General features: G+C 33.0%; 18 protein-coding genes and 2 tRNA genes. 11 read left to right on the forward strand and 9 right to left on the reverse strand.

What is annotated here, in order from left to right; all coding sequences use genetic code 11:
* Positions 1-6 precede the first annotated feature (6 nt).
* Positions 7-2,640, reverse strand: coding sequence for a valine--tRNA ligase (locus AAFU52_RS01920; RefSeq protein WP_438425024.1), 2,634 nt, complete (start codon positions 2,638-2,640; stop codon positions 7-9).
* A gap of 256 nt (positions 2,641-2,896) precedes the next feature.
* On the opposite strand from AAFU52_RS01920, the gene AAFU52_RS01925 reads away from it, so the two are divergent.
* Positions 2,897-3,301 (forward strand): DUF1573 domain-containing protein, encoded by a 405-nt coding sequence (locus tag AAFU52_RS01925; protein ID WP_035092068.1) that lies wholly within the window; start codon positions 2,897-2,899, stop codon positions 3,299-3,301.
* Between the two features lie 61 nt (positions 3,302-3,362).
* On the opposite strand, the gene AAFU52_RS01930 is transcribed toward AAFU52_RS01925, so the two are convergent.
* A complete protein-coding gene (locus AAFU52_RS01930; RefSeq protein WP_438425026.1) occupies positions 3,363-4,712 on the reverse strand; it encodes an aspartyl protease family protein in 1,350 nt (449 codons plus the stop codon).
* A 79-nt stretch (positions 4,713-4,791) separates the two neighbouring features.
* Positions 4,792-6,138: an aspartyl protease family protein gene (locus AAFU52_RS01935; protein WP_084050370.1), complete on the reverse strand. Its 1,347-nt coding sequence runs from the start codon at positions 6,136-6,138 to the stop codon at positions 4,792-4,794.
* Between the two features lie 137 nt (positions 6,139-6,275).
* On the opposite strand from AAFU52_RS01935, the gene AAFU52_RS01940 reads away from it, so the two are divergent.
* From AAFU52_RS01940 to AAFU52_RS01955, 4 genes are all read left to right on the forward strand, one after another.
* Complete coding sequence (locus AAFU52_RS01940) at positions 6,276-7,469, forward strand: pyridoxal phosphate-dependent aminotransferase (protein ID WP_024770770.1); 1,194 nt, start codon at positions 6,276-6,278, stop codon at positions 7,467-7,469.
* A 136-nt stretch (positions 7,470-7,605) separates the two neighbouring features.
* On the forward strand, positions 7,606-8,619 hold the full coding sequence (gene murB / locus AAFU52_RS01945; RefSeq protein ID WP_438425030.1) for a UDP-N-acetylmuramate dehydrogenase: 1,014 nt from the start codon (positions 7,606-7,608) through the stop codon (positions 8,617-8,619).
* A 150-nt stretch (positions 8,620-8,769) separates the two neighbouring features.
* A complete protein-coding gene (locus tag AAFU52_RS01950; protein ID WP_024770772.1) occupies positions 8,770-8,976 on the forward strand; it encodes a hypothetical protein in 207 nt (68 codons plus the stop codon).
* Positions 8,977-9,014: 38 nt separating this feature from the next.
* Positions 9,015-9,587 carry an RNA polymerase sigma factor gene (locus tag AAFU52_RS01955; RefSeq protein WP_024770773.1) on the forward strand — a complete coding sequence of 191 codons (573 nt, stop codon included), beginning with the start codon at positions 9,015-9,017 and terminating at the stop codon, positions 9,585-9,587.
* A gap of 15 nt (positions 9,588-9,602) precedes the next feature.
* Here AAFU52_RS01955 and AAFU52_RS01960 read toward each other — a convergent pair whose 3' ends face one another.
* Positions 9,603-9,833 (reverse strand): hypothetical protein, encoded by a 231-nt coding sequence (locus tag AAFU52_RS01960; protein ID WP_024770774.1) that lies wholly within the window; start codon positions 9,831-9,833, stop codon positions 9,603-9,605.
* Positions 9,834-10,109: 276 nt separating this feature from the next.
* Between AAFU52_RS01960 and lipA the strand changes: the two genes are divergently transcribed.
* From lipA to AAFU52_RS01975, 3 genes are all read left to right on the forward strand, one after another.
* The gene (gene lipA / locus AAFU52_RS01965; protein WP_438425034.1) at positions 10,110-10,982 is read left to right on the forward strand and encodes a lipoyl synthase; all 873 of its coding nucleotides are present in this window, start codon (positions 10,110-10,112) and stop codon (positions 10,980-10,982) included.
* A 26-nt stretch (positions 10,983-11,008) separates the two neighbouring features.
* Positions 11,009-12,013, forward strand: a complete 1,005-nt coding sequence (gene gap / locus AAFU52_RS01970) for a type I glyceraldehyde-3-phosphate dehydrogenase (protein ID WP_438425037.1) — start codon at positions 11,009-11,011, stop codon at positions 12,011-12,013.
* Positions 12,014-12,139: 126 nt separating this feature from the next.
* Positions 12,140-14,269 carry a response regulator gene (locus AAFU52_RS01975; protein ID WP_084050378.1) on the forward strand — a complete coding sequence of 710 codons (2,130 nt, stop codon included), beginning with the start codon at positions 12,140-12,142 and terminating at the stop codon, positions 14,267-14,269.
* 95 nt (positions 14,270-14,364) lie between these two features.
* On the opposite strand, the gene lpxK is transcribed toward AAFU52_RS01975, so the two are convergent.
* Entirely contained in the window at positions 14,365-15,375 is a 1,011-nt protein-coding gene (lpxK, locus tag AAFU52_RS01980; RefSeq protein WP_024770778.1) for a tetraacyldisaccharide 4'-kinase, read from the reverse strand.
* A 105-nt stretch (positions 15,376-15,480) separates the two neighbouring features.
* Between lpxK and AAFU52_RS01985 the strand changes: the two genes are divergently transcribed.
* The 3 genes from AAFU52_RS01985 to AAFU52_RS01995 all read left to right on the forward strand — a co-directional run bounded on the left by AAFU52_RS01985 (position 15,481) and on the right by AAFU52_RS01995 (position 18,660).
* Positions 15,481-16,575, forward strand: coding sequence for a Nif3-like dinuclear metal center hexameric protein (locus tag AAFU52_RS01985; RefSeq protein WP_438425039.1), 1,095 nt, complete (start codon positions 15,481-15,483; stop codon positions 16,573-16,575).
* A gap of 3 nt (positions 16,576-16,578) precedes the next feature.
* Entirely contained in the window at positions 16,579-17,355 is a 777-nt protein-coding gene (locus tag AAFU52_RS01990) for a zinc ribbon domain-containing protein (protein ID WP_024770780.1), read from the forward strand.
* Between the two features lie 63 nt (positions 17,356-17,418).
* A complete protein-coding gene (locus AAFU52_RS01995) occupies positions 17,419-18,660 on the forward strand; it encodes a glycosyltransferase (protein ID WP_024770781.1) in 1,242 nt (413 codons plus the stop codon).
* 125 nt (positions 18,661-18,785) lie between these two features.
* Here AAFU52_RS01995 and rpsT read toward each other — a convergent pair whose 3' ends face one another.
* The 4 genes from rpsT to proS all read right to left on the reverse strand — a co-directional run bounded on the left by rpsT (position 18,786) and on the right by proS (position 20,833).
* Positions 18,786-19,034 carry a 30S ribosomal protein S20 gene (rpsT, locus tag AAFU52_RS02000; RefSeq protein WP_024770782.1) on the reverse strand — a complete coding sequence of 83 codons (249 nt, stop codon included), beginning with the start codon at positions 19,032-19,034 and terminating at the stop codon, positions 18,786-18,788.
* A gap of 34 nt (positions 19,035-19,068) precedes the next feature.
* A tRNA-Glu gene (locus tag AAFU52_RS02005) sits at positions 19,069-19,140 on the reverse strand.
* Positions 19,141-19,206: 66 nt separating this feature from the next.
* Positions 19,207-19,278: transfer RNA gene (locus tag AAFU52_RS02010), tRNA-Glu, on the reverse strand.
* A gap of 76 nt (positions 19,279-19,354) precedes the next feature.
* Positions 19,355-20,833 (reverse strand): proline--tRNA ligase, encoded by a 1,479-nt coding sequence (gene proS / locus AAFU52_RS02015; protein ID WP_024770783.1) that lies wholly within the window; start codon positions 20,831-20,833, stop codon positions 19,355-19,357.
* Positions 20,834-20,863: the final 30 nt, after the last annotated feature.

Consider the following 20,863-nt stretch of genomic DNA (forward strand, 5'->3'; position numbering starts at 1 on the left):
TTATATCTAATTGCTCAAACTCTTAAGGCTTGACTTTATAGTAGCAATTTTAGCTTCGGCATCAGCTTGTTTCTTCTTTTCGTTAGCAATAACCTGGTCTGGTGCATTATTTACAAAGCGTTCATTTTGTAGTTTTTTCTGAACAGATTTCAAGAAACCTTCTGTATACGATAGTTCATCAGTTAATTTCTTAATTTCTTCTTCTACATTGATCGCTCCAGAAACCGGAATGAAATACTCATTAGATTTCACTCTAAAAGAAAGTGCTCCTTCAACCTTAGCATCTACATAGTTTAATGCCGACAAGTTTCCGAGCTTACTAATTACCGTATCAAAAGAGGCGCTATTATTTTCACTATTTAATACAGATAATTCGATAGTTTCTTTAAACGCTATATTTTTCTCTTTTCGTATTGTTCTAATTCCAGAAACTACTTCTGCCGCAATCTCGAATTCTGCAATCAAATTTTCATCAACTGCTTGTGGTTCTGGCCAACTGGCAATGATCAATGCTTCTTCTGGTGTTCTATCTGTGATCTGTTGCCATATTTCTTCAGAAATAAAAGGTACAAAAGGGTGTAAAACCTTTAAATTATCTTCTAAAATTTTGATTACCTCCTGGTATGTTTTACCATCAATGGGACTCCCATATGCAGGTTTAACCATTTCTAATAACCAACTACAGAAATCATCCCACACCAACTTATACGTAGTCATCAAAGCATCGCTAATACGATATTTTGTATAACTATCTTCGAGTTCCAAGAGTGTTTTCTGAAATTTTGAGGTATACCATGCTATCGCCATAGCAGAAGATTCTGGTTGATCTATAGTAGCATCAATCTCCCACCCTAGAATAAGTCTAGAGGCATTAAATATTTTATTAACAAAGGCACTACCCTGCTTACACAAGTCTTCATCAAACATTAAATCATTCCCTGCAGGAGAACTTAGTAACATTCCTACCCTAATACCATCTGCTCCATATTGATCTATTAAGTCCAAAGGATTTGGAGAGTTACCTAAAGATTTAGACATTTTACGGCGTTGCTTATCCCTTACAATACCTGTAAGATATACATTAGTAAAAGGTTTTTCTCCTCGATACTCATATCCAGCAATAATCATACGCGCTACCCAAAAGAATAAGATTTCTGGTGCAGTAACCAGATCATTAGTTGGATAATAGTAATTGATCTCTTTATTATCTGGTTCTAAAATACCGTTAAAAACACTCATAGGCCATAACCAAGAAGAAAACCAGGTATCCAAAGCATCAGGATCCTGAGTAAGATCTGCATTGGTCAACTCGGTATTTCCTGTCTTTTCTTTAGCCAAAACCAAAGCCTCTTCTCTACTTTCTGCTACTACAAAATCTTCTTTGCCATCCCCATAGAAATATGCCGGTATTTGGTGCCCCCACCATAACTGGCGTGAAATGTTCCAATCTCTAACATTTTCCATCCAGTACCGATAGGTATTTATAAATTTTTCGGGAACCAGGTTTACCTCTTTATCTAAAACAGCATCTAATGCTGGCTGAGCAAGGTCTTTCATTTTTAAGAACCACTGATCACTTAATTTTGGTTCGATCACAGCTTTGGTACGCTCACTAGTCCCTACTTTATTAAGATGTGTTTCAGTTTTTGCAAGTACTCCAATACGCTCAAGTTCCTTTACAATCTCTTTACGAACCACAAAACGATCTTTTCCTTCATACTGCAATCCATAAGAATTCAATGTAGCATCATCATTAAAGATATCTATAACTTCTAGATTATGCTTATCTCCCAAAGTCTTATCGTTAAGATCATGAGCAGGTGTCACTTTAAGACACCCTGTACCAAACTCCATATCCACATATTCATCTTCGATTATAGGTATAATGCGGTTAGCGATAGGCACAATAGCTTTTTTACCCTTAAGATGTGTAAATCGATCATCATTTGGATTAATACATATTGCAGTGTCTCCCATAATTGTCTCTGGTCGAGTGGTCGCAATAGTTAGTGTATCTTCTGTTCCTTCTATTTTATAGTTCAGGTAATATAAATTCCCTTGTTTTTCTTCATAAATAACCTCTTCATCAGATAAAGTAGTCTTAGCCTGGGGATCCCAATTTACCATTCTATAGCCACGATAAATCAATCCTTTATTATAAAGATCTACAAAAACCTTAATTACAGACGAAGACAAGTTGTCATCCATTGTAAAAGCAGTACGCTCCCAATCACAAGATGCTCCTAATTTTTTTAATTGCTCCAGGATAATGCCACCATGTTTATGGGTCCACTCCCAGGCATGTTCTAAAAACTCTTCTCGGGTAAGATCGTTTTTATCAACTCCTTCTTCTTTTAACTTAGCAACGACTTTAGCCTCTGTTGCTATTGATGCATGATCAGTTCCCGGTACCCAGCATGCATTATACCCCTTTAGACGGGCTCTACGGATTAATACATCCTGAATTGTATTGTTAAGCATATGTCCCATATGCAAAACACCAGTAACATTTGGCGGCGGAATGACAATAGTATACGCTTCTCTTTCATCAACCTCTGAATGAAAATAGTTATTTTCCATCCAGTAGGCATACCACTTTTCTTCTACCGATTTTGCATCATATTTTCCTGCTAAAGACATACTTTGGTCTAATTTTTGAGTTTAGAAGTGCAAAAGTACTTATTAAAGTATGAAGTACGAAGTTAGAAATATGAAAATTTAAAAAAAACCGAGTAATGAAATTAAATAATGCACCTATAAAAATATAATAGTTTATAGCCTGCATTATATTAAAATTTCTAACCTCACACCTCTAGCTTTTGACCTTTTACTTTTAGGCTTCATTTTGCAGTTGAATAAAAAGTAAGTACTTTTACGTTTAATAAAAACCTACATCATGAAAAAAATAATGATAATTTTATTTATTGGTGTTCTTGGCACAACCTTAAATGCACAAGACACTAATAAAGCACAAATAAAATTTAAATCCGAAGTTGTTGATTATGGCGAAATCGCCAAAGGCAGTGACGGTGTACGCAAATTTGAATTTACAAATACAGGAAATGCTCCTTTAGTCATCTCCAGAGTATATTCAAGCTGTGGATGCACCATTCCTAAAAAACCAGAGCAACCAATTGCTCCAGGAGAATCTGGTGTTATCGAAGTTAAATATGACACCAAAAGAGTGGGACCAATTCGCAAAACTATCACAGTAACATCCAACGCAGGAGATACTCCTACAATGGCTATAAAAATTAAAGGAACTGTACTTGATAAAAGTGTTTTAGAAAAGAAAAACTAAACACTTATACAATAAATAGCAACAAAAAAAAGGATACTCCAGAGTATCCTTTTTTTTGTTTTCAAATTACTTTTTTAAGAGAGAAATTGTAGCTTATTTCTATCCCTAATCGTTCTATTTTCATCTTGATTCTCCTTCCCTCTTCAAAATAAAACATATCATTTAGATCAGAAAGTTTATACCTATATGCATTTTTACCATTTACTTGTAAAATAACATCTCCTTTTCTTAGACCTGCAAGATCGGCTGGCGAATTGGGTCTAACATCTAAAATTTCATACTTAGGCTGAAGAATAAAGTTATTTGTAAGTTCGATCGTTTTTTGGTTTATTAATTTATTTAGTCCTAAATATACCCTGTCTTCTTCTTTATAGTTTCTTACTGCTGTAAAACCAGTATGCTGAATAGTAAGCCCACTCATGTTATAATGAAAAGGTTTATTAAAAAAGGCATTCTTTTTAAAAGATATTTTCTTGCGAGTATAATCTAAAATAAGATTAAATCTTCTTAAGACATTTCCTCCTAAAGACCCTTGCCTATTATTTAAAGATATTCCTTGTATATATATAGAATCCGGAAATGAAGCTGTTACCTCCTTCATTTTAAAATCACCAATATGAAGTTCTTTAATCTTAGTTTTTTCTCCATATATATCTCCGCTAAAACCTTTACCCAAAAAATCTCTAAAGGAATTATCACCAGCATATATTCCTTTTTCTTTATTCTCAAATAACCATAACGAAGAGCCAGACCCCGAATCTAATAAAAGATTAATATCAATCAATCCATTAGCAGATTCATATTGAGCTGTAATAAATGGTCTTTTCTTTTTTTCTCTAAAATCAATTTTAGTTTGATAACATTTTTTGCACTTTTTATATGTATACGATCCTGGATTATACATTTTTATGTACTGTTTTGCATAATTAATGTCCAAAACAAAATTTTTAATAAAATCATGACCTATAATGCCATGTACAGGAAATCCCATTCTGGGAGAAAAGTTAATTGATTCATCTAAAACCAGGTAAATCTTATGATTAGTGCTAACCGCATCACCTATCCTTACCTCATTATTGATTGATTTTATGGCTTCTACCGGTTTATTGTCACCTAACCCTCTAAGGTAAATTTTCGAAGCATTCTTAAGCTCTAAGGAACTTTTATTATCTACACTAAAAATAATTGTTGATCCAACACCAGTATCTAAAATAAAGGAAAGTTCGACACCATTTACAATAACAGGAACTACAATAAGGTTATTTGCCAATTCAAATCTAATCTTATCACTTTTTTTCCCAATAGGCAACTGGAAGCTTTCTTGAGCAAAAAGAGCGGCATTAAAGATCAGAAATAGTACTAAAATCTTACTTTTAAGAAAATGACAAAAATCTAGTAGAAATACCTTCATTACTCTAAATATAAAAAATATAGTTGAAAAACCTACAAACTAAATAAGGATTTACAAATTCAAATAAGTTATTCTTTAATTAGATTATCTTTTTCAGATAGAATTCGCACTTTATTTCTACTCCCAATCGTTCTATTTTTATCTTAATTTTTTTACCTTCTTCAGAAGAAAACAGGTTATTAAGATCCGAGAGTTTATATCTATACGCATTTTTCCCATTCACCTGCAAAATAACATCTCCTTTTTTTAAACCTGCAAGATCTGCCGGTGAACCAAGTCTAATATTAGAAATCTCATATTTAGGCTTAAGTACAAAATTATTTGAAACCACTAACCTTTGTTCACTTACCATATTATCTACTCCCAGATAAGCTTCATTTTTTTCTACATAAGCTTCTTTTTTTATACCACTAACATTGTAATCATTTACAGCTGTATAACCTCTATGCTGAATAGTAAGCCCACTCATGTTGTAATAAAAAGGCTTATTATAGAAGTTATTCTTTTTAAAAGATATTTTCTGACGAGAATAATCTATAATAAGGTTAAATCTATGTAAAATATCACCTCCCAACGATCCTTCTCTATCATCGAGAGACATTCTCTGTATATAAATAGAATCTGGAAAAGAAGCTTTTACTTCTTTCAATATAAAATCACCAACATGAAACTCTTTGATTTTAGTTTTTTGGCCGTATACATTTCCGCTAAACCCTTTACCCAAAAAATCCCTAAACGAGTTTCTTGTTACTCTAATACCTTTTTTTACATCTTCAAACAACCAGAGAGAAGATCCAGAACCCGAATCCAGCAAAAGATTAACATCAATCAATTTTTCTTCAGATAGATATTTTGCAATTACAAATGGTTTTTTATTTTCATCTCTTAGATCAAGCTTAGCACGATAGCACTTTCTACATTTTTTATAAGCATAAGATTCTGGCCTATAAACTTTTATAAATTCTTTTGTATAATTAATATCAAAGACAAAATCTTTAAAAAAATCATAGCCAATAACCCCATGTATGACAGTTCCCATTCTAGGTGAAAAATTAATAGATTTATCCAAAACCTGATAAATGGTATGATTAATACTTAACGCTTCTCCAATCGTCATCACATTATTAACAGATCGTATTGCTTCTACCGGGTCATCATTACCCAATCCTCTAAGCTGAATCTTTGAAATATTTTTATGTTTCAAAGAAATTGTATCATCAACACTAAAAACAATTGTAGACCCAATACCAGTATCCAGAATAAAAGAAAGTTTAGCGCCATTTACAACAACAGGAATAACAATAAGGTTATTTATTAATTGGAATTTAACCTTAGTGTTGTTTTTTCTAAAAGGTAATCTGAAATCATTTTGCGCATGAAGAACAAAATTGAAAAGCAAAAGTATCATTAAAAGTCTACCTCTCATAAAAGAAAAAAATTAAGTCACAGAAGCTTGATCGCATTAAATATAAAAAAATAGCTAAAAAATAGTATCAAGTATGCCCCAATTTCTTAAAATATTTAAGAAATTTACCGCTATTTTATTTTTTTAAATCAGATCAGATGCCAATAATATCGCATAAAGGTAGAGCTATGCCCGAATCACCAATTCGAAAATTAGTTCCTTTTGCAGAAAAAGCTACAAAAGAAGGTAAACATATTTACCGTCTAAATATCGGTCAACCAGATATAAAAACACCGATTGAAGCCATGGATGCCGTACGAAACCATAAATTAGAAATTCTAGCTTATAGTCACTCTGCCGGATTTGAAAGTTTTAGAAATAAATTAGCTGGCTATTATGCAAAACATGATATTAATGTGTCCTCTGATGATATCTTAATCACTACCGGGGGCAGCGAAGCATTAATTTTTACCATGGGTAGTATTACAGACCCTGGTGATGAAATTATAGTTCCAGAACCTTTTTATGCAAATTATTATAGTTTTTCGACGCAATCTACTATTAAAGTAGTTCCTGTTATTTCTAAAATAGAAACTGGATTCGCCTTGCCGTCTATTGCAGAGTTCGAAAAATTAATTACAAAAAAAACCAAAGCTATACTAATTTGTAATCCTGGTAATCCAACGGGCTACCTTTACAGCAAAGAAGAAATAAAACAATTAGCAGAACTTGCTATCAAATATGACTTATTTTTGATCTCTGATGAGGTGTATCGAGAATTCGTATATGACGATTCAGAACATTACTCGATATTACAAGAAAAAGGTCTTGATGAACATGCCATTATTGTAGACTCTGTCTCTAAACGATATAGCATGTGTGGGGCACGTATCGGATGTATGATAAGTAAAAACAAAAGTGTAATGGAAACTGCTATGAAATTTGCACAAGCACGGCTAAGCCCTCCTACCCTTGCACAAATTGCTAGTGAAGCAGCATTAGAAGCTCCAGAATCATACTATACAGAAACTGTTGCAAAATATAAAGCCAGAAGAGATACCCTGGTAGCTGGTCTTAAAGAAATCCCAGGAGTAAAAGTAGGAATTCCTAAAGGTGCTTTTTACTGTATTGCAGAATTACCAATCGAAGATGCTGATCACTTTGCACAATGGCTTCTGGATGAATTTGACTTAGATAAGCAAACTATTATGGTGGCGCCAGCCTCTGGGTTTTATTCGGGTCCTGACAAAGGAAAAAACCAAGTACGAATAGCATATGTTCTAAATAGAAGAGATCTTAAAAAGGCAATTGAAATATTAAAAATAGCCCTTGAAAAATATAATGATCGATGAAACTAACATTAAAAAATGTCAAGTATATTTTCCAAAAAGGAAATGTTTAAAATTTTTAATGAGAGAGCGTAGTGATTATACATGTTCTCAATTTTATAATTAATTTATCATCAAATAATTACTAAAATTTAAACGTGTGAAAATTGAATATAATAAATCCTTAAAAAAGTACAACACTTTCGGAATTGATGTCATTGCCGCAGAATTTGCAGCTATTACATCAGAATCCGAACTTGATACTATGCTTTCAAAAAACAACAAAAACCCTCTTTTCATTTTGAGCGGCGGAAGCAATATGCTACTAACAAAAAATCTTGACATGTTAGTATTACATATTGCTATAAAAGGAATTACAGTTACAGAAGAATCAGACAATTATGTATCTGTATCTGTAAATGCTGGAGAAAACTGGCATGATTTTGTACAATACTGTATCAAAAACAACTACGGTGGGTTAGAAAATTTATCTCTAATTCCCGGATATGTTGGCAGTGCTCCAATTCAAAATATTGGTGCCTATGGTGTAGAACTTAAAGATACAATGACGAGTTGCGAAGCGATTCATATTACTACCCGAAAGAAACATATATTTTTAAATAAAGATTGCAAATTTGGATATCGTAACTCTGTTTTTAAAAACGATGCAAAAGGTGAATATATAATTACAAAAGTTACCTTTAGATTAACCATAAAAGAACATACTCTTAACACAAGCTATGGCGCTATAGAAAATGCTTTGATCGATCAGGGAATCTCCAAACCGACAATTAAAGATGTATCTGAAGCAGTGATCGCAATACGCAAAAGCAAACTCCCCGACCCTTCGCAAATCGGAAACAGTGGTAGTTTTTTTAAAAACCCAGTTGTTGATGTTAATCATTTTACCAGGCTTCAAAAAACATATCCTAACATTCCTTTTTATAAAATAGATGAAGAGCATATTAAAATTCCGGCAGGCTGGTTGATCGAGCAATCTGGTTTTAAAGGAAAGCGCTGGGGTGATGCAGGAGTGCATGAAAAACAAGCTTTGGTTTTGGTAAACTACGATAATGCCTCTGGAAATGAAATTTTGAATGTATCCAAAAGAATTTTAACCGACATAAAAGAAAAATTCGATATTCTTCTTGAAACTGAAGTTAATATTATATGAAATTAAAGCATTAAATGAGTATATCTAATCAAAAAAAACTGATATCAATCAAGAATTAATACATTATTCTTAATTTTTTGTTTAATAGCTTCTTAGCCATACCATACATTCTTTGTATCTTTGTAACCAATTTTGATTTTTAATATTATTATGAAGCTTTTATTACTTACAATTGTTTTATTACTATTAGCATTTGGTGGTATCGCAATTAAATTATGGGCGAAAAAAGATGGTAAATTTGCTGGTACATGTGCAAGTCAAAGTCCATTTTTAAATAAGGATGGTGAATCATGTTCTCTTTGTGGCAAAACTCCAGATCAGTACTCAAACTGTAACGAAGAAAAACACGCTGAATAGCATTTTATCGATTATCTATTTCACTCAAAAACAATGCATTGAAAAAAGAAAATCTCATCCTCTTAGAAGATCATATAAAAAAAGCTAAAGAAGGGAAGCAAATATCTTTTAATTACCTTCTTGACACTTTTTGGAATGATGTTTACAATTTTCAGTTGAAAAAAACTCAAGATGAGTATGAAGCTGAAGACATAACTATACAAAGTTTTTCTCGAGCATTTGATAAAATTAACACGTTTAAAGAAGAATATAACTTTAAAACGTGGTTGATTCAGATTTCAAAAAACATCCATATAGACCTATTGCGAAAAAAAAATGCATCAATACAATCCAAAACTACAACACAAGTAGACGATGCTGTATATAAGATCATCGATCATAATCCAACTCCAGAAGACAAACTAATTACCGAGCAAAATTTAGCTCAGCTACTTCTCTACATTAAACAGTTAAAACCTAATTACCAAAAAGTAATTAACTTAAGGTATTTTCAGGAATTGAGTTATAAAGAAATTGCTGATCACCTCAACGAACCTATAAACAATGTCAAAGTAAAGTTATTGAGGGCCAGAAAACTACTTTCTGAAATAATTACTAATGCAAAGCACTAATTTTTAAACAAAAAACTATCTCAAGGTAAAAGAAGTAAACCTTTTGATAACACCATACAATGGATCAATCCATTTGTCGTTGATTTTTTTATCGTATTTCACAAACTTTTGTATCAATCCTTTTGGTGCAGAAATCTCTTTTTCTATAGCAGTGATATTAATATACCTCTGATTATTAAGCAACCATTTTTCTACACGCTTTCGATTGTTTTTTGTTTTTTTAAGACTTACCAATTCTTCGGGCATGATTTTTCTCTTTATCAAAAAAGATAACTGTCAAATTCAAAAAAAATTTTATGTTAACTTAATTTTAACCTGATGTTAAGACTTTGTATAGATATGGTTTTACTGTAAGAAGAAATATCTAGAAATTACAACCCCTATTTCCTTTAACATAACATAGTTTAATAGCGTACTTCTTTTTTAAAATTTAAGATACCTCTTGTAATGATCTATTAACTTTATTCAAAACTTCATTTTAATCTAAGCTTTCTTTGTATTTTTGCTAAAAATATTGCTTGTATGAATAACAATGTTGCTAGCGTAGCACCTCCTAAAGGAAAACCAAAATGGTTACGTGTTAAACTTCCTACGGGAAAGAAATACACAGAACTTCGGGGATTAGTAGATAAGTATAACCTACATACCATCTGTACTTCGGGTAGTTGTCCTAATATGGGAGAATGCTGGAGTGAAGGAACTGCTACTTTTATGATATTAGGTAATACATGTACACGTTCCTGTGGTTTTTGCGGTGTTAAAACCGGAAGACCAGAAACTGTAGATTGGGAAGAACCCGAAAAAGTAGCGCGATCTATAAAATTGATGAATATAAAGCATGCTGTTGTTACATCTGTAGATAGAGATGATTTGTTAGATGGTGGGTCAATTATCTGGGCAGAAACTATTCAAGCTATTCGTAGAATGAATCCAGAAACTACATTAGAAACATTAATTCCAGATTTTCAAGGGAAAACAAAAAATATAGATAGAATTATTACAGTAAAACCAGAAGTGGTTTCTCATAATATGGAAACTGTAAAGAGGTTGACTCGAGAAGTTCGCATCCAGGCCAAATATGAACAAAGCTTGCAAGTATTGAAATATCTTAAAGAAAATGGTATTGAACGTACAAAAAGCGGAATCATGCTGGGGCTTGGAGAAAAAGAAGATGAAGTTATACAAACACTAAGTGATCTTAGAACAGTAGGTTTAGACATTGTTACTATAGGGCAATATCTACAACCAAGTAAAAAACATCTTCCTGTAAAAGAATTTATAACTCCGGATCAGTTTAAAAAATATGAAGAAATAGGTTTAGAAATGGGATTCAGGCATGTAGAAAGTAGTGCCTTGGTAAGATCTTCATATAAAGCTCAAAAGCATTTAACTTAATCCAAAAAAACAGTAGTAAGGATTTAATGAATACACCTATTAGAATTGCTATCAACGGTTTTGGAAGAATAGGCCGTAACTTGTTTAGATTATTAATCAATCATCCTAGCATACAAGTTGTAGCAATAAACGACCTCGCCGATTCAAAAACATTAAGTCACCTTCTTAAATATGATAGTATACATGGTATTTTATCTTTTGAGGTATCTCATACCAAAGATCATATTATAGTACAAGGCACATCAATCCCATTACTTAATGAAAAAGATCCAGAACATTGCAACTGGAAAAAATATGATATAGACATTGTTATCGAATCAACAGGGAAATTTAAAACCAAACCCGATGCAGAAAAACACTTAAAGGCTGGTGCAAAAAGAGTTATTTTATCTGCTCCATCTGTAGAAGATAGTATAAAAACTATTGTTATGGGTGTAAATGACCATGTCCTTGACGGGTCAGAAACTATCTTATCTAATGCTTCTTGCACCACAAACAATGCAGCACCTATGATCAAGGTGATCAATGATTTATGTGGCATCGAACAAGCCTATATCACTACTGTACACAGCTACACTACTGATCAAAGTTTACACGATCAACCTCATAGAGATTTAAGACGGGCACGAGCTGCCAGTCAATCTATAGTTCCCACAACAACCGGTGCAGCAAAAGCATTAACAAAAATTTTCCCCGAGCTAAGCGATGTAATAGGAGGATGTGGTATAAGGGTTCCTGTTCCTAATGGATCACTCACAGATATTACCTTTAATGTTAAAAGGCAAACTTCTATTCAAGAAATCAACAACGAATTTAAAAAAGCTTCTCAAACTAGCCTAAAAGGTATTTTATCATACACAGAAGACCCAATCGTATCTGTTGATATACTTGGTAATCCATACTCTTGCACATTTGATTCTCTAATGACTTCTGTGATAGGAAAAATGGTAAAAATCATAGGTTGGTATGACAATGAAATAGGATATAGTAATAGAATAATTGATTTAATTATTAACATTTGTAAGAAATAACTATCTTAGTTGAGATATTTCAGAGGAAAAATGCCAACCCAAATCAAATACTTTATAGCGCAATTTTTACTTATTTGTTGTTTTTTTAGTTATGCACAGACGTCTGAGCTCTCAGAAAACAATCAAATGAATGACTCTATTGAGAGTTATTTGGAAAATGCTTCTCAATCTATTGATCAAACTAGATTAGAACCTGCACTTTCTAATATTATCAACGCAAAAGAGCTTGCATTACAACAACAAGACAAAATTTATATAGCAAAAACCAATATGGTACTTGCTAAGCTATATCGGGAATTGGGAGATCTAAAAAAAGCTGAAGAGCAAATTCTTGATGCTATTGCTTTTCAGAATGAAACCAATGATGAATTTATGCTTGTTTCTTCATATACCATATATGGATCAATTGCTACAAAGCTTGAAAAATATAAAACAGCATTAAAATTTCTTGAAGACGCATTTATAATAGCCAAAAAAAAAGATTTCAAAAGTCAGGAAGGACCTATAAAATTAAACCTTGGACTTTTAGCACTTGCTCAAGAAAATCCCGAATTGGCTATAAAACACTTTAATAGTGGACTTCCTATTATAAATTCATTTGATCAGCATTATTTTAAAGCAAAACTCTACACCAATAAAGCTAGAGCACAATTATCAATAAACCAGCCCGATGAAGCCATGAAAACCAATGATTTGGCTATGAAGATTGGTGAAGATATGGAGTATGCAGAAATACGATCAGAATGTTTCGAACTGTATAGCCAGATCTATGAACGAAAAGAAGATTATCCCGCTTCTCTTGAAAACCTTAGAGCACACGAAAAAATAAAAGATGCTCTATTCAATACCAACAAAGAAATCATAGCTCAAGAAGCAGGCGCAAAATTAAACCTAAATGAAAACAATGTTCTAATAGAAGAATTGACAGAAGAAAACATACAACAGCAAAGATCTTTAAAATTAGGACGTCTTACCACAATACTAAGTATTGCTTTAATAACAATATTGTCCCTTTTAACTCTTTCTCTTTATAAAAATAATAATCTCAGAGCGAGAGCAAATGAATTATTACAAAATAAAAACACAGAACTTATACTAGCAAAAGAGAATGCAGAAAGAGCTAGTGAAGCCAAAGTTCAATTCCTCTCTACAATAACACACGAGTTAAGAACACCATTATATGCTGTTACAGGATTAACACATCTGTTACTTGAAGAAAGCCCTACACCTAACCAAAAAGAACATCTTAATTCTCTCAAATTTTCTGGAGAATATCTCTTGTCATTAATTAATAATATTCTCGATCTCAATAAACTTGAGGCAAACAAGGTAGAATTAGAGAACACATCATTTAATCTGAAAAAACGAATAAACGATGTATTAATAGCTCTAGGTAAATCTGCCAAAGACAGAAATAATAATTTACATTACGAGTTTGACGAGTCTATCCCGACTAAACTTAAAGGAGATCCTCTTAAAGTTTCTCAAGTCTTAATCAATCTTATCGGAAATTCTATAAAATTTACGCAAAACGGGGATATTTGGATACGAGTAAAACCCATTAGTCAAATTGAAAACAAAGTCTCACTTAGTTTTGAAATTGAAGATAATGGAGTAGGAATATCAGAAAAGAAACAACTTAGTATTTTCGAAAACTTTACTCAAGGTTCTGTACAAATTAATAGAAAATTTGGTGGTACAGGTCTAGGGTTATCGATAGTGAAAAATTTGTTATCCTTAATGGATAGTGAAATCAAACTAGAAAGTGAATTGGGCAAGGGATCTAAATTTTTATTTGATCTTAAATTCGATATTTTTGAAGACAAAAGCACTAATTATACCGAAGAGGCTAAGAAAATTGATTACAGTATAATGATTGATAAACGCATATTGGTGGTAGAAGACAATAAAATCAATCAATTAATTACAAGAAAAATCTTAGAAAAGAATGAGATAAAATGTGATGTTGCCGATAATGGTGATATTGCAGTAAATAAAACAAAAGAAAACACCTTCGACCTCATTCTTATGGATATTCATATGCCAGGAATCAGTGGAATTGAAGCTACAAAACAAATTAGAAAATTCAACAAAGAAATTCCAATTATAGCATTAACAGCAGTTACTCTGGATGATAATCTAGATGAATTCTATGATAATGGGTTTAATGATATTATACCAAAACCATATAAAACCGAAGAGTTCTTTACAAAACTTCACAAAGCATTGGTAAAAAAACAGGCCACAGCCTCGTGATTTGGCACAGCTTTTGAAAAAGGTTAACCGAGTTTATAAATATAAACTTTATTTGAGTTAGCCAGAATTAAAAAATAAGACCCTTTAAAAGGGTCTTATTTTTTTTCAATAAACTTTAATATTTTATCATCAAAAGAAGTAGCTCCTTCTATAAACCTTACTTCTATTGGCTGATACCATAGTTTCTTTTCAGAAATATCCGGAGCCAATCTCACATAATCTTTTTCTGTAGTAATAATAAATTCTAGAGTATTCAATTTTTTTAATTCAGTATCTGTAAAATTATGATGATCAGGAAAATTAATATGATCAAATTTCAACCCTAAAGAAGTATAATGATCTAACAAAGGAGTAGGGTTAGCAATACCGGTTACCAATGTAAAGTGGATATTTTGCAAGGAGTTGATTGGTTTTGTTTCAGAAATATTTACGATATTATTTCCGTAATCAATAGTGGTAAAAAACAAATCCTGATTGGAATTTATTGCTAGTTTATCCGTAATCCTTTTCCTTTCTTCAAAAGATAATGGATTGGGGCATTTTGTAACTACAATAATATCAGCCCGGTCAGCTCCCTTTTTCGGTTCTCTTAAATTTCCTGTAGGTAAGACAATATCATTACAGTAGAGATCATAATAAGCAGTAAGCAAAATATAGAACCCTGCTTTTACCTTACGATGTTGATAAGCATCATCTAGTAAAATTACTTCTGGCTTGGGTGTTAATGATCTTAAATTAGAAATTCCACTACATCTATCAGCATCCACCGCCACTACAACATCTGTAAATTTTCTTTTAAACTGAAGCGGCTCATCTCCTACTTGTTTTGCAGTAAAAGACGTATCAACCAGTTTAAACCCTTTGGTTTCTCTTTTATATCCCCGACTAAGTGTTGCTAATGGTATCTTATCTTTAAGCAAAGTCACTAAATATTCTATCATCGGCGATTTACCTGTTCCTCCTACACTTAGATTTCCTACTACTATTAACGGAAAGTCATATGTTGTAGATTTTTTAATCCCCAGATCATATAATTTATTTCTCAACCAGGTAGCCAGAAAATAAAAAGGAACAAATGGTAAAAGTATTTTTCGCAGTAAATTCACACGTTTAAAATTTTCAATGTATCACTGCAACAAAAGTATAAAACGAAACTTTGATTATTGATAAAAGTTTTTTTACATTCAATTTTTATTCAAAAACATATTATAATGCAAATAAAAGAGGTTATACAGCATCTTGAAACTTTAGCTCCAATCGCATACGCAGAAGACTTTGATAATGTTGGCTTATTGGTTGGTAGTCCCGAAACTGTGGTAACAGGAATTCTGGTAACTCTGGATACTCTGGAAAACATAGTAGATGAAGCTATAGAAAACAAGTGTAATTTGATTATAAGCTTTCACCCAATCGTATTTAAGGGACTCAAAAAGTTTAATGGTAGCAACTATGTAGAGCGAGTAATAATGAAAGCTATCAAAAATGATATTGCCATTTTTGCCATTCATACTGCGCTAGACAATTCGATATATGGTGTAAACGATATGATGTGTGAGCAATTAGGACTTGTGAATCGTAAAATTCTTATCCCACAAAGCGGAAATATTAAAAAACTAGTCACCTTCGCTCCTATTGCTGAAGCTGAAATACTCCGCAGCAAACTATTTGAAGCAGGAGCTGGAACCATTGGCAATTATGACAATTGTAGTTTTTCTTCTGAAGGAACAGGAACATTTAGAGCTTTAGATACTGCAAAGCCTTCAATTGGTGAAATCGGAAAAACACATCGCGAAAAAGAAACTCAGATTCAGGTAACATACCCCAAACATTGTGAAAGTAAAATCCTTAAAACGCTTTTTGAGAATCATTCTTATGAAGAAGTCGCCTATGAAATTACTACTCTCGAAAATAAAAATCAAAATATTGGAATGGGCATGATTGGAGAACTACCAAATCCAATAGAAGAGCTTGATTTTTTAAAACATATCAAAAATGTTTTCAAAACAGGATGTGTCCGGCACTCGGCATTACTAAACAAACCCATCAAAAAAGTAGCTGTTTTAGGAGGCAGCGGTAGTTTTGCAATTACTAATGCACATCACGCAGGTGCAGATATTTTTATCACCGCAGATTTAAAATATCATCAATTCTATGAAGCCGAAGGTAGATTAATATTGGCCGATATTGGTCATTATGAAAGCGAACAATACACAAAAAACCTAATTGTTAGTTATCTTAGAAAAAAAATCAGTAATTTTGCAATCATTTTATCGGATAAAAATACCAATCCAATTCAATACATATAAAATATGGCAAAGAAAGAAGTTACTGTTGAGCAAAAATTAAGAGCTTTATATGACTTGCAATTAATAGACTCTAGAGTTGATGAGATTAGAAACGTACGCGGAGAATTACCATTAGAAGTTGAAGATCTTGAAGATGAAGTAGCCGGATTAAATAAAAGATTAGAAAAGCTAAACAATGATCTTGAGACTATCGCCGAAGGTATTAGTAGCAAGAAAAATTTAATTGAAGAAGCTAAAGCGCTGATCAAAAAATACGGAGAGCAACAAAAAAACGTTCGTAATAATCGTGAATACAATTCACTTAGTAAAGAAATTGAATTTCAGGAGTTAGAAATTCAATTAGCAGAAAAGCATATCAAAGAGCACAAAGCTCAGATTATTCAAAAAAACGAGATTATCGACCAAACCAAAGGAAAACTTGGTGAACGTGACTCACACCTTTCTCATAAAAAAGGAGAACTTGATGCTATTTTAGCTGAAACTGAAAAAGAAGAGCAAGCTTTAATTTCTAAATCTGAAGATTACCAAAAAGAAATCGAAGATCGCTTAATCAGTGCTTATAAAAGAATACGTAGCAATGTAAAAAATGGACTTGCTGTTGTACCAATAGAACGAGGTGCTTCTGGAGGATCATTTTTCACTATTCCGCCTCAGGTACAGATGGAAATCGCTTCTCGCAAGAAAATCATTACAGACGAACACAGTGGTCGAATTTTAGTTGATCAAGAACTTGCAAAGGAAGAAAAAGAAAAAATGAACGCGCTTTTTGCAAAATTATAGCAAAAAGATAGTTAAATAATATATAGCCTCAGTTTTACTGAGGCTTTTTTGATTGTACAAACAATGAACCACATCCTCATTATAGGCTTTGTTTGGCCAGAACCCAATTCTTCGGCAGCAGGGAGCAGAATGATGCAACTTATAGCACTATTCAAGACTCAAGACTGGAAAATCACATTTGCCAGTCCTGCAGCAGAAACAGAGCACATGATTAGTCTCGAAAACATAGACATCTCTAAAACAACTATAGAACTCAATAACTCCAGTTTTGATGATTTTATCATAGAACAACAACCCAATATAGTGCTGTTTGATCGATTTATGACAGAAGAACAATTTGGATGGAGGGTTTCAAAACATTGTCCCGACGCATTAAAAATATTAAATACAGAAGACCTACATAGCCTTAGAAAAACACGGCAAGAATCATTTAAAAGCAATACGGTTTTTAACAGTAATCAACTTTTACAAAACGACATTACAAAACGAGAGATCGCAAGCATCTATCGATGCGACCTTTCTTTAATTATTTCTGATTTTGAAATAAAACTTCTTAAAGAAACCTTTAAAATAGACAAGGATTTATTATTCTATTTACCATTTCTGTTTAAACCTATCACTACAGAAACAAAAAAAGAATGGCCTGGGTACAAAAACAGGAAACATTTTGTTACGATAGGAAACTTTCGTCATGAACCTAACTGGAACAGCGTACTACACCTTAAAGAGACCATTTGGCCATTAATCAGAAAAGAGCTTCCAGAATCAGAATTACATATTTATGGGGCATACCCCCCTCCAAAGGCAACACAGCTGCACAATCCCAAAGAAGGATTTTACATCAAAGGGTGGGCAAAAAATGCAAAAGAAATAATGTCACAAGCACGTGTTTGCCTTGCTCCATTGCGATTTGGAGCAGGAATTAAAGGAAAACTTGCAGAAGCCATGCTTTGTGGCACACCAAGCATAACAACCTCTATAGGAGCAGAAGGAATGCTCGATGAGGAATCTGACTGGAACGGTTTTATAACCGATGATCCCTCAGAATTTACCAAAGCAGCCGTAAGATTATACAATAACGAAACCCTTTGGCAGCAATCACAACAAAACGGAATAGAGATTACAAATACACGATTTCAGGAAGAAATCTTCTGCAACCCATTTCTGGATCAGGTTTCTAAACTTCAAAAAAACCTTAATAAACATCGTGCCAAAAATTTCATAGGCAATTTACTACAGTATCACACACTACGAAGCACAGAATTCATGTCTCGATGGATAGAAGAAAAAAACAAAAGTAAATAAAATAAGAATTCAGCATTAATAACCAGTACCCCCTACATCATCTATATTTTCGTTTTATTTAGAAAACAAAAAAAAGCCTTTCCATATTATGGAAAAGCTTATATATTATATAAAAAACGTACTACTTAAAGCGCAGCTACGTGTTTTGCTAATTGTGATTTTAAGTTAGCAGCTTTATTCTTATGAATAACATTATTCTTAGCTAACTTATCAAGCATAGAAACAACAGTAGGAAACAAAGTCTCCGCTTCTTTCTTATCAGACTCACGTAACTTTTTTATAGCATTACGTGTAGTTTTATGCTGATATCTGTTTCTAAGACGCTTTGTCTCATTACTTCTTATTCTCTTTAATGCTGACTTATGATTTGCCATCTCTCTTCTATTAAATTTCTTACTATAAAATTTGTAGCCCGTAGGGGAATCGAACCCCTCTTACCAGGATGAAAACCTGGCGTCCTAGCCGATAGACGAACGGGCCATTTCCCTTTTCAAGGATTGCAAATTTATAGCTTTCACTTTAAATTTGCAATTAATTTCATTATTGTAGCCCGTAGGGGAATCGAACCCCTCTTACCAGGATGAAAACCTGGCGTCCTAGCCGATAGACGAACGGGCCATGTTGTCTAATTGCGGATGCAAAAATACAACTATTTTTTAATGCTGCAAGTGTTATTTTATTTTTTTCTAAAACCTTAATAAGCCTTAGCAAATAACACTCTGATTTTCGATGGCTTACCACTATACACACAGTCCCCATCTTCTTCTTTTGCATCAAAAGGAATACATCGTATCGTAGCCTTAGTAAGCTCCTTTATCTTTTGTTCTGTTTCTGCAGAACCATCCCAATGTGCCGAGATGAATCCTCCTTTATTCTCTAAAACATCTTTAAATTCATCAAAAGAATTTACTTCTGTAATATGTTCATCTCTATATTGAGCTGCTTTTTGATGCAAACTTTCCTGAATTTCTACAAGTAATGATTCTATAGTTACAACAACCTCATCTTTAGAAACAAACTGTTTTGTTAATGTATCTCGTCGAGCAAGCTCTACAGTCCCTTTTTCTAAATCCTTAGGCCCAATTGCAATCCTAAGAGGAACTCCTTGTAGTTCGTATTGAGCAAATTTGGCTCCAGGCCTGTGCGTATCTCTATTATCAAACTTAACAGAAACTCCTTTAGATCTTAAATCAGCAACCAATTCATTTGCAACTTCAGAAATTTGCTGTAATTGCTCTTCTCCTTTATATATAGGAACAATTACTACCTGAATAGGAGCCAAATTAGGTGGTAACACCAAACCATTATCATCACTATGAGTCATAATTAAAGCTCCCATCAAACGAGTAGAAACTCCCCACGAAGTCGCCCAAACATAATCTAGCTTACCTTCTTTTGAAGTAAATTTCACATCAAAAGCCTTTGCAAAATTCTGCCCAAGAAAGTGTGAAGTACCTGCTTGTAACGCTTTCCCATCCTGCATTAGTGCCTCGATACAATACGTATCTTCTGCTCCTGCAAAACGCTCACTCTCTGTTTTTCTTCCTCTTATCACAGGAATAGCCATAAATTGCTCTGCAAAATCTGCATATATATTATTCATCTGTTCTGTTTCAGCAATTGCCTCTTGCCTTGTGGCATGAGCTGTATGTCCTTCTTGCCATAAAAACTCTGCCGTTCTAAGAAACAACCTGGTACGCATTTCCCATCGCACCACATTAGCCCATTGATTAATTAATAGCGGTAAATCTCTATATGATTGTATCCATCCTCTATATGTATTCCAAATAATAGCTTCAGAAGTTGGACGTACAATCAACTCTTCTTCTAGCTTAGCTTTAGGATCTACAACCAGTTTAGAACTGTCTTCAGGATCAGTTTTTAATCTATAATGAGTAACTACAGCGCATTCTTTAGCAAATCCTTCTGCATTTTTTTCTTCTGCTTCAAACAAACTTTTAGGCACAAATAATGGGAAATAAGCATTTTGATGCCCTGTTTCTTTAAATTTTTTATCTAATTCTGCTTGCATTTTTTCCCAAATAGCATAACCATACGGCTTAATCACCATACATCCTCTTACTGCCGAATTCTCGGCCAGATCAGCCTTGACAACCAATTCGTTATACCATTTTGAATAATCTTCACTACGCTTTGTTAAATTCTTGCTCATAAACTTCTATTTGGCACAAATGTTGTGGCT

This window comes from Aquimarina macrocephali, assembly GCF_051627225.1.
In the GTDB taxonomy this organism is placed as follows: domain Bacteria; phylum Bacteroidota; class Bacteroidia; order Flavobacteriales; family Flavobacteriaceae; genus Aquimarina; species Aquimarina macrocephali.

Excerpts from the sequence above, each read along its gene's own strand:
- AAFU52_RS01920 (WP_438425024.1), bottom strand. The coding sequence starts at position 2,640 with ATGTCTTTAGCAGGAAAATATGATGCAAAATCGGTAGAAGAAAAGTGG.
- AAFU52_RS01925 (WP_035092068.1), top strand. The coding sequence starts at position 2,897 with ATGAAAAAAATAATGATAATTTTATTTATTGGTGTTCTTGGCACAACC.
- AAFU52_RS01930 (WP_438425026.1), bottom strand. The coding sequence starts at position 4,712 with ATGAAGGTATTTCTACTAGATTTTTGTCATTTTCTTAAAAGTAAGATT.
- AAFU52_RS01935 (WP_084050370.1), bottom strand. The coding sequence starts at position 6,138 with ATGAGAGGTAGACTTTTAATGATACTTTTGCTTTTCAATTTTGTTCTT.
- AAFU52_RS01940 (WP_024770770.1), top strand. The coding sequence starts at position 6,276 with ATGCCAATAATATCGCATAAAGGTAGAGCTATGCCCGAATCACCAATT.
- AAFU52_RS01950 (WP_024770772.1), top strand. The coding sequence starts at position 8,770 with ATGAAGCTTTTATTACTTACAATTGTTTTATTACTATTAGCATTTGGT.
- AAFU52_RS01960 (WP_024770774.1), bottom strand. The coding sequence starts at position 9,833 with ATGCCCGAAGAATTGGTAAGTCTTAAAAAAACAAAAAACAATCGAAAG.
- lipA (WP_438425034.1), top strand. The coding sequence starts at position 10,110 with ATGAATAACAATGTTGCTAGCGTAGCACCTCCTAAAGGAAAACCAAAA.
- gap (WP_438425037.1), top strand. The coding sequence starts at position 11,009 with ATGAATACACCTATTAGAATTGCTATCAACGGTTTTGGAAGAATAGGC.
- AAFU52_RS01975 (WP_084050378.1), top strand. The coding sequence starts at position 12,140 with ATGAATGACTCTATTGAGAGTTATTTGGAAAATGCTTCTCAATCTATT.
- AAFU52_RS01985 (WP_438425039.1), top strand. The coding sequence starts at position 15,481 with ATGCAAATAAAAGAGGTTATACAGCATCTTGAAACTTTAGCTCCAATC.
- AAFU52_RS01990 (WP_024770780.1), top strand. The coding sequence starts at position 16,579 with ATGGCAAAGAAAGAAGTTACTGTTGAGCAAAAATTAAGAGCTTTATAT.
- AAFU52_RS01995 (WP_024770781.1), top strand. The coding sequence starts at position 17,419 with ATGAACCACATCCTCATTATAGGCTTTGTTTGGCCAGAACCCAATTCT.
- rpsT (WP_024770782.1), bottom strand. The coding sequence starts at position 19,034 with ATGGCAAATCATAAGTCAGCATTAAAGAGAATAAGAAGTAATGAGACA.
- proS (WP_024770783.1), bottom strand. The coding sequence starts at position 20,833 with ATGAGCAAGAATTTAACAAAGCGTAGTGAAGATTATTCAAAATGGTAT.